Here is a 7,129-nt window from a genome sequence, read left to right on the forward strand (position 1 = left end):
TGCCTTGTTTGTTTACTGCATCTCAGCGGTGGAGAGAAGTGAAGAGGTCAGATGAGATAACCCTTGTGTCGTTTCATTGATGGATGAAATGGTTTCGACCATCTGCCCGAGGTCTTGCTTGTTTCGTTCAAACGAAAGGACGTATTGCCCCATCTCTTCTTGAACGGTCGAAAAGCCAGACTTGACGGCGTTTAGTTGACGCATCGCTTCATCGTTCGTCCGATGCATTTTCCCCATTTGCTCGAGGAGGGCCGCAATGTTCGTCTCATTTTCATGAATGAGTACATTGATTTGACTGCTCAGTTGTTTTGCGTTTTCCGCGAGTGTGCGCACTTCGGTGGCGACGACGGCGAACCCTTTTCCATGTTCCCCTGCACGAGCCGCTTCAATCGAAGCGTTCAAGGCGAGCAAGTTCGTTTGGTTAGCAATTTGTTCGATGCTCTTGGTCATACTAACAATATCTTGAGAACCTTCTTTTAGGGCAGTGATTCGATCGAGCGAAGTATCGACGTAGATGGCCGACTGTTTGAACTCCGCTTCCATCTGTTCGATTTGATTTCCGTTCGTGTGTGTCAATGTCATTAAATGACGACTCATCTTTTCCGTTTGTTCCGTTTCTGCAAGGACTTGGTGCGCACGGTTGCTTGTTTCAGACATGGCGTGTCCCGTTCGGTCCATCGTCGTAGCGACTTCTGCACTGACGCGTGAGACGTCGCTTAACAATGTGGCACGGGCCTCGTTCGCGGACTCGAGTTCATCGAGACGAGCATTGACGTATTGCTCGGTGACGATTTGTGCGTCTAAGTTCATCGCGTGTGATAACGCCAAAAGCGATTCTGTCAAAGTCGCCGGGTCATGTTGATACGTCTCGACGACTTTTGGGATGAGCAACGTGTTAAATGCGGAATACGTCGCCAAGAACCAAACGACAGGAACGGCAAAATGATGGTGCGTCTGTCCCATTCGTTTTCGCATGGCTAAGAACTTGTCATCGATGTTTCCTGTTAATAGGCTACGGAAATAATCGGCAAATACCTTCTTTAACCGTTCTCTCGTCGATGAAGCATTCGCAATCTGTACCATTTCCGGTTGCAACATCAAGTGATCGAGTACGTTTTCAAGTACTTCGTCTAGCACGGACTCCACTAGAGGAGCCATGTCTTGTAGACGTTTCACTTGAGACGCCGTATAGCCCATATAATGAGTGCGTCCGCTCAAACTCGAGTCAGATGGCTTGGCGATTGTCTGAATCTCGGGAAAACCTTCGGAAGCGACGAAATGAGTTGAAGTGGTCTTACGAAAAAGTGGCATATTTTATTCTCCTTTTATGTCATATCTAAACTTGCGTTCTCTTCTATATCGACAGAAACATGAAGAAACTGAGAAGTCGATGTGTTGTGAAAGAGGTTCATCGATAAATAGATATGGGAAAGGATGATGGAAGAGCAGAATATTCAATCTTGAGATAGGGGTGCGGACCGTGAAAAATATGATTGTCTTGTTGACGATTGTCAGTGCACTCAGTAGCCAAATCCTTCCCCAAATTTTGTTCTTATCCATCATGGCGGTGGAAGAAGGAGTCGGGCGGCTCATTCCATTCCTTATTTTTTATGTGGCGAGTATGTCTGGTCTTTTACTATGGGTGTATGTCATTGGTCGACGTGGTTCAAAAGATACTTTTTTAATCGCCTTGGTCGTACTCGTTGTCGGTCTAGTTTGTTTCGTTCTCCCGTTTGAGCGTGCGATTGAATGGAGCGCCTTTTTAGTCGGGGTTGGATCAATTGGAGTCGGGACGATCATGACGACGATTTTATCGCAATTGAATGAACTGAAACCAGCTGATGATTCAGAGTCAAAAGAAGAAGGAGGAAGCTCCTGGCCGCTAGTTTTGATGTTGGTCGGTTGGATTGCCGTGTTCTCCTATGCGTTGACGCAGTCGTATAATCTTGCCATCACTATATTCTTGGTAAGCCTCATTTTACCGTGGTTATTCGTGCGAAAGTTACCACTCCAAAAATCGGCGACATGGCAGTTTGAGACTCGCTCTTTTCTCCGCACCTTTATCGCGGTCACCGTCTTTACGTTGATTAGTCGTTTGCTCAGTCTTCTCGAAGGAGCGCGTGGCTATATCGAAGTGTTTAGTCTAATGATTATTTTGTTAGCATATGTGGGTTGGTTGTTATTCCAAAAGCGGGTCCGACGATTCATTACAGAGAGTCGTACACGGCAAGTGCAATTACTATCATTCGTGATCGGACTGTTTGGTGGCTGGACATTGATTGGGGCAGTATTTGTAAGTCTTTCCTTATATTCATTTCAAGTACTCCTCATTTATGTGTTCGTCTCGTTTTTAGCGGGAGTGATCGGGTGGATTTTGTTTAGCCGCATCTATGATTTCGCGCGTCATCCGTACCTCGTGTTACTCGTGTCATCCCTCATATTTTTCCTAGGGTTTATCGAGCCCCTTGCCTTTATTCCTGTACTATTTGTCAGTGGCTATACGCAAACCATGTATTCGAGTGTGAGTCATGCCTACTTATTTGAAGAGTACGGGGAGAACAAAGAGTTTGCCTCGCTGCTCATTCAATTGTGGAAGCGGTTCGGAATGGTCGTGTCTTACTAATTTTTGATGGTCGGACTGTTAGGGTACGGGTTATACGTTGGACAGACGGTCAATGCGGAATTATCGTTTCAAATCCCGAGAGGTTGGATGTTTGGTGTTTTGGGACTGACATGGTTATTCAATATCGGGTTGATTAGTGTCTATTGGTTCCGCATTCGAGCCGAGGTATCTAATGAATCATAATTTCCTCTAGCTTTTTCATATCGCTTTTGTTTATAATGAGGAGTGATGTTTAACTAGTGACGGAAAAGGAGTGTCCTTTAATGAATAAATCGTTGATTGATTTCGTTTATGAACTTCTCCAAGAAACTGGCGAACAGCCTGTTTCTTTTGATGAGATTCGCGAAAAGATCAAGCAAAACTATACGTTTGCGAGTGAAGAGGAAGAGCTCGAGAAAATCGCACAACTTTACACCGATTTGAACATCGACGGGTTGTTCGTCAACTTGGGAGCAAACCGTTGGGCGCTTCGCGTTTGGTACCCATTCGATAAGTCGGATGAAGATCTCGTTATCGAAGCACGTCAACGTGGTGAACTTGACGAATTCGAAGAAGAGTTCGAAGAAGCAGACGAAGGCATCGTCGATATCGAAGATGACTTGGATGTATTCGCAAAAGTTGAAGATTACGATTCATCTGAATTCGATGATGAGGACGAAGAAGAAAAAGTAGAAGGCCTTGATGACTTCAAGGATGACGACTTGGACGACGACCTCGATCTCGAAGACGAGGATGATTTATAAGAGACCGCAAAAAGCCGGGCATTGCGCCCGGCTAGGCGTGTCTCTTTTTCTTTTTTAGTCGTGTTCATCGACTTGAAAAAAAGAAAAAATAATATCTTGACGACTGTATCGTCTCTGGCGTAAATTAGTCATGGGCTAGTTTAGCACGTAACGATGCAGCAAAAGTGTCCTCCATTCACGGGGGCACTTTTGCTTTTTTTGTTTTTTCGTTTCCCGATGGTTGGTATTCAAGAGAGGAGAAAGAAACATGACAAAGTACATTTTCGTAACAGGCGGGGTAGTATCTTCGCTCGGTAAAGGGATCACGGCAGCTTCACTCGCGCGTCTACTCAAAAATCGAGGACTCAACGTCACGATTCAGAAGTTTGACCCATACATCAACATTGACCCAGGTACGATGAGCCCGTATCAACACGGAGAAGTATTCGTCACAGATGATGGCGCTGAGACTGACCTTGACCTCGGACACTATGAGCGCTTTATCGACATCAACTTGTCGCAAAACGCGAACGTCACATCAGGGCGCATTTATTCAACTGTCTTGAAGAAAGAGCGTCGTGGAGACTATAACGGTGGGACGGTTCAGGTCATTCCGCATATCACGAACGAAATCAAAGACCGTGTCTTCCGTGCAGGACGCGAGACGAACGCCGATGTCGTCATCACAGAGATTGGTGGAACAGTCGGGGATATCGAGTCCCTTCCGTTCATCGAAGCGATTCGCCAAGTGAAGAATGACATCGGGAAAGAGAACGTCATGTACGTCCACTGTACACTCGTCCCTTACCTTCGTGCCGCAGGTGAGATGAAGACAAAACCGACACAACACAGTGTCAAAGAGCTTCGCAGCTACGGAATTCAACCGGATATCATTGTCCTTCGTACGGAGCATGACATCCCAGAAGACATGCGTGAAAAAATCGCCCTCTTCTGTGATACGCGCAAAGAAGCGGTCATCGAGGCGCAAGACGCATCGACACTTTATGAAGTACCGCTCAACCTTCAAAAACAAGGAATGGACCAACTCGTCAACGACTACTTCGGTTTCAATTCACCGGCTGCTGACATGACGGCTTGGAAAGAACTCGTCCACACGGTCACACACCTTGAGAAGAAAGTGAAAATCGCACTCGTCGGGAAATATGTCGAATTGCGTGATGCGTATATCTCGGTCGCGGAAGCACTCAAACATGCGGGTTATGCGTTCAACGCGGATATCGACATCGACTGGATCAACGCAGAAGACGTGACGGCTGAAAACGTCTCAGACATCCTCGGCGATGCGGACGGAATCCTCGTTCCAGGTGGATTCGGTGAGCGTGGAATCGAAGGGAAGATTGAAGCGACACGTTTTGCTCGTGAAAACAACGTGCCATTCTTCGGAATCTGTCTCGGGATGCAACTTGCGACGGTCGAGTTTGCCCGTAACGTCTTGAAGTTGGACGGTGCCCATACGGCTGAAATCGATCCATCGACACCGTATCCGATCATCGACCTTCTCCCAGAGCAAAAGGACGTTGAAGACCTTGGCGGCACACTTCGTCTCGGACTCTATCCATGTAAACTCGAAAAAGGGACGAACGCGCACGCCGCATACGATCAAGAGCTCGTCTACGAGCGTCATCGTCATCGTTATGAGTTCAACAACGAGTACCGTGAAGCGTTTGAAGCAGAAGGCTTCAAGTTCTCAGGTACGAGCCCGGATGGTCGTCTCGTAGAAATCATTGAGATTCCAGAACACAAGTGGTTCGTGGCATCACAGTTCCACCCGGAATTGATTTCGCGTCCAGAACGTCCACAACGTCTATTCCATGACTTCATCCAAGCATCACTTGGAGAATAAGTGATTGAAAGCCACGGTCCATTCCGGATCGTGGCTTTTCTACGTCAAAAGCATGAGAGGGAAGGTGCCCTCGGTAGGATACATCCCCTTCACTTTCTGGGTAAACTAGAAGTAGAACGGGGAGAGGGTGATGGCTCATGAAAGAACGACATTCGATTTATCTTGGATATGGATTGGGGCTTGTCGCGCTCAGTCTGTTGCCGTTTGTCGTCTTGCCTTCCCTCTTACTGCCGTACCAGCTCGGTTGGACGGGCATTGTCTTACTCGCTCTCTCGGTCGGGTTACTGCGGGCGATTCGGGACGGCTCGAATGTCATTTTGAAGCAGATGTGGAAGATCACGTTCTCGCTCTTCTTAATTTTCGTTCTCGTCTATTATGTCTCGTTCGGACTCGTCCTTTATGACACATACGGGTTAGATCGTCTATTAGAGCAATATGAACGACAGGCGGTCTGGGTGTTTGCGGCATTTAGCTTTTTACAACCGATTGCCTTGCCGGTCCCGGAAGCGGTCAGTGTGCCGATTGGGAGTGTCGCGCTCGGACCGTTTCGTGCGGCTTTAGTCGGAAGCATCTCGACTACGCTTGGCATCTTTGTTATGTATGGGTTGGCCCGGTTTGGCCGAGGACGCATGATTCGTTGGGTCGATGAAGAGAAACTGAAGACATACGATCGATATGTCGATCGGTACGGTCTTGGTGTATTGCTCGTGTTGTTCATCATTCCGATTTTGCCGGATGAGGTCATCTGTCTTGCGGCCGGATTTAGCCGCGTGCCATTCCCGCGTTTTGCGGGCATCGCGTTCGGGGCAAAACTCGTCACGTCGTTCGGACTTGCCTACTCTGTCTCCATCGGACAATTGTTTATGACCGATTCGAGTCCAATCGCGATCGCTTCTGTCATGGCGAGTGTGATTGTCTTGATTCTTGCGTTCATTTGGCGCAAACGAAAAAAAGGAGATTCGAACGGGACACAAGAATAAGGTAAGGACGATCTATAGAGAGGAAGACAACATGCGACAAGATCAAGAAGTGGTCATTCGACCGATTGAAAAACAAGACTTAGTCCGACTATGGGAATTGATTTACCGGGATGCAACACCGGAGTGGAAACAATGGGACGCTCCTTACTTCGAACATAAGGCGATGTCCTACGAAGAGTTTCAGCAAATCGAGCAGTCGCTCATTCAAAAACAAGACATGTGGGTCATTGAGGTCGATGGAACCGTATATGGGACCGTTTCTTACTATTTCGAAGATGCCGGACGAGAATGGCTCGAGATGGGCATCATCTTGCATCAGTCCGACCGCTGGAATCGTGGTGTCGGGACGCGTGCCCTTCGCTTATGGACCGAGCATCTATTTGAGACGCTACCCGTTGTCCGTGTCGGCTTGACGACGTGGTCCGGGAATGAACGGATGATGCGGGTCGCTGAAAAAGTAGGGATGCAACTCGAAGGTCGAATCCGTCAAGTGCGTGTCGTGAACGAGAAGCGCTATGATTCGATTCGGATGGGTATATTACGGGAAGAATGGATGAAAACAGGTACGACGTCTATGTGAACTACTCACCACTTATTTGCTTCGCAAATTGAAGTGGGAGCTTCTTGGGAAGACCGTGCTCCTACCAGCCACGGTTATGGACCAAGCTCGTCGGGCAGTCCCTGCCCTGAAGGGTTGTCAGTCAGCCAACATCAACAGGTTGATGCTCGCGTTGATGTCACGGTCATGGTGCGCGCCACAGGCACACGTCCATTCACGGACATCCACCGTCTTCTTCTCGCCTTTTACTCCGCAAGTGGAACAGATCTGGGTCGATGCGTACCAGGGGTCTGCCTTGATGAGCGTCCGTCCGTAGAAGTTTGATTTGTACTCGAGTTGCCGGACGAACTCGTACCAACTGACATCTCCGATGGACTTGGC

Annotated in this window: 8 protein-coding genes; 6 read left to right on the forward strand and 2 right to left on the reverse strand. The window is 48.0% G+C overall.

The window, feature by feature from the left end; all coding sequences use genetic code 11:
• Nucleotides 1–12: 12 nt before the first annotated feature.
• The gene (locus KNO94_RS13415) at nucleotides 13–1,311 is read right to left on the reverse strand and encodes a protoglobin domain-containing protein (protein ID WP_214780494.1); all 1,299 of its coding nucleotides are present in this window, start codon (nucleotides 1,309–1,311) and stop codon (nucleotides 13–15) included.
• Nucleotides 1,312–1,480: 169 nt separating this feature from the next.
• Here KNO94_RS13415 and KNO94_RS13420 point away from each other — a divergent pair, with 169 nt between their 5' ends.
• The 6 genes from KNO94_RS13420 to KNO94_RS13440 all read left to right on the forward strand — a co-directional run bounded on the left by KNO94_RS13420 (nucleotide 1,481) and on the right by KNO94_RS13440 (nucleotide 6,769).
• Nucleotides 1,481–2,623 carry a hypothetical protein gene (locus KNO94_RS13420; RefSeq protein WP_251125980.1) on the forward strand — a complete coding sequence of 381 codons (1,143 nt, stop codon included), beginning with the start codon at nucleotides 1,481–1,483 and terminating at the stop codon, nucleotides 2,621–2,623.
• 6 nt (nucleotides 2,624–2,629) lie between these two features.
• On the forward strand, nucleotides 2,630–2,806 hold the full coding sequence (locus KNO94_RS15295; protein WP_251125981.1) for a hypothetical protein: 177 nt from the start codon (nucleotides 2,630–2,632) through the stop codon (nucleotides 2,804–2,806).
• A gap of 80 nt (nucleotides 2,807–2,886) precedes the next feature.
• Complete coding sequence (gene rpoE, locus KNO94_RS13425; RefSeq protein ID WP_012727404.1) at nucleotides 2,887–3,366, forward strand: DNA-directed RNA polymerase subunit delta; 480 nt, start codon at nucleotides 2,887–2,889, stop codon at nucleotides 3,364–3,366.
• A 247-nt stretch (nucleotides 3,367–3,613) separates the two neighbouring features.
• Entirely contained in the window at nucleotides 3,614–5,209 is a 1,596-nt protein-coding gene (locus KNO94_RS13430) for a CTP synthase (protein ID WP_214780496.1), read from the forward strand.
• A 137-nt stretch (nucleotides 5,210–5,346) separates the two neighbouring features.
• The gene (locus KNO94_RS13435; RefSeq protein WP_214780498.1) at nucleotides 5,347–6,189 is read left to right on the forward strand and encodes a TVP38/TMEM64 family protein; all 843 of its coding nucleotides are present in this window, start codon (nucleotides 5,347–5,349) and stop codon (nucleotides 6,187–6,189) included.
• A gap of 31 nt (nucleotides 6,190–6,220) precedes the next feature.
• A complete protein-coding gene (locus tag KNO94_RS13440; RefSeq protein ID WP_214780500.1) occupies nucleotides 6,221–6,769 on the forward strand; it encodes a GNAT family N-acetyltransferase in 549 nt (182 codons plus the stop codon).
• Between the two features lie 117 nt (nucleotides 6,770–6,886).
• Here KNO94_RS13440 and KNO94_RS13445 read toward each other — a convergent pair.
• A partial coding sequence (locus KNO94_RS13445; RefSeq protein WP_214780502.1) for a zinc ribbon domain-containing protein occupies nucleotides 6,887–7,129 on the reverse strand: 243 nt, incomplete at its 5' end.

Origin of the sequence: Exiguobacterium sp. s22 (genome assembly GCF_018617455.1) — a bacterium.
Classification (GTDB): Bacteria; Bacillota; Bacilli; order Exiguobacteriales; family Exiguobacteriaceae; genus Exiguobacterium.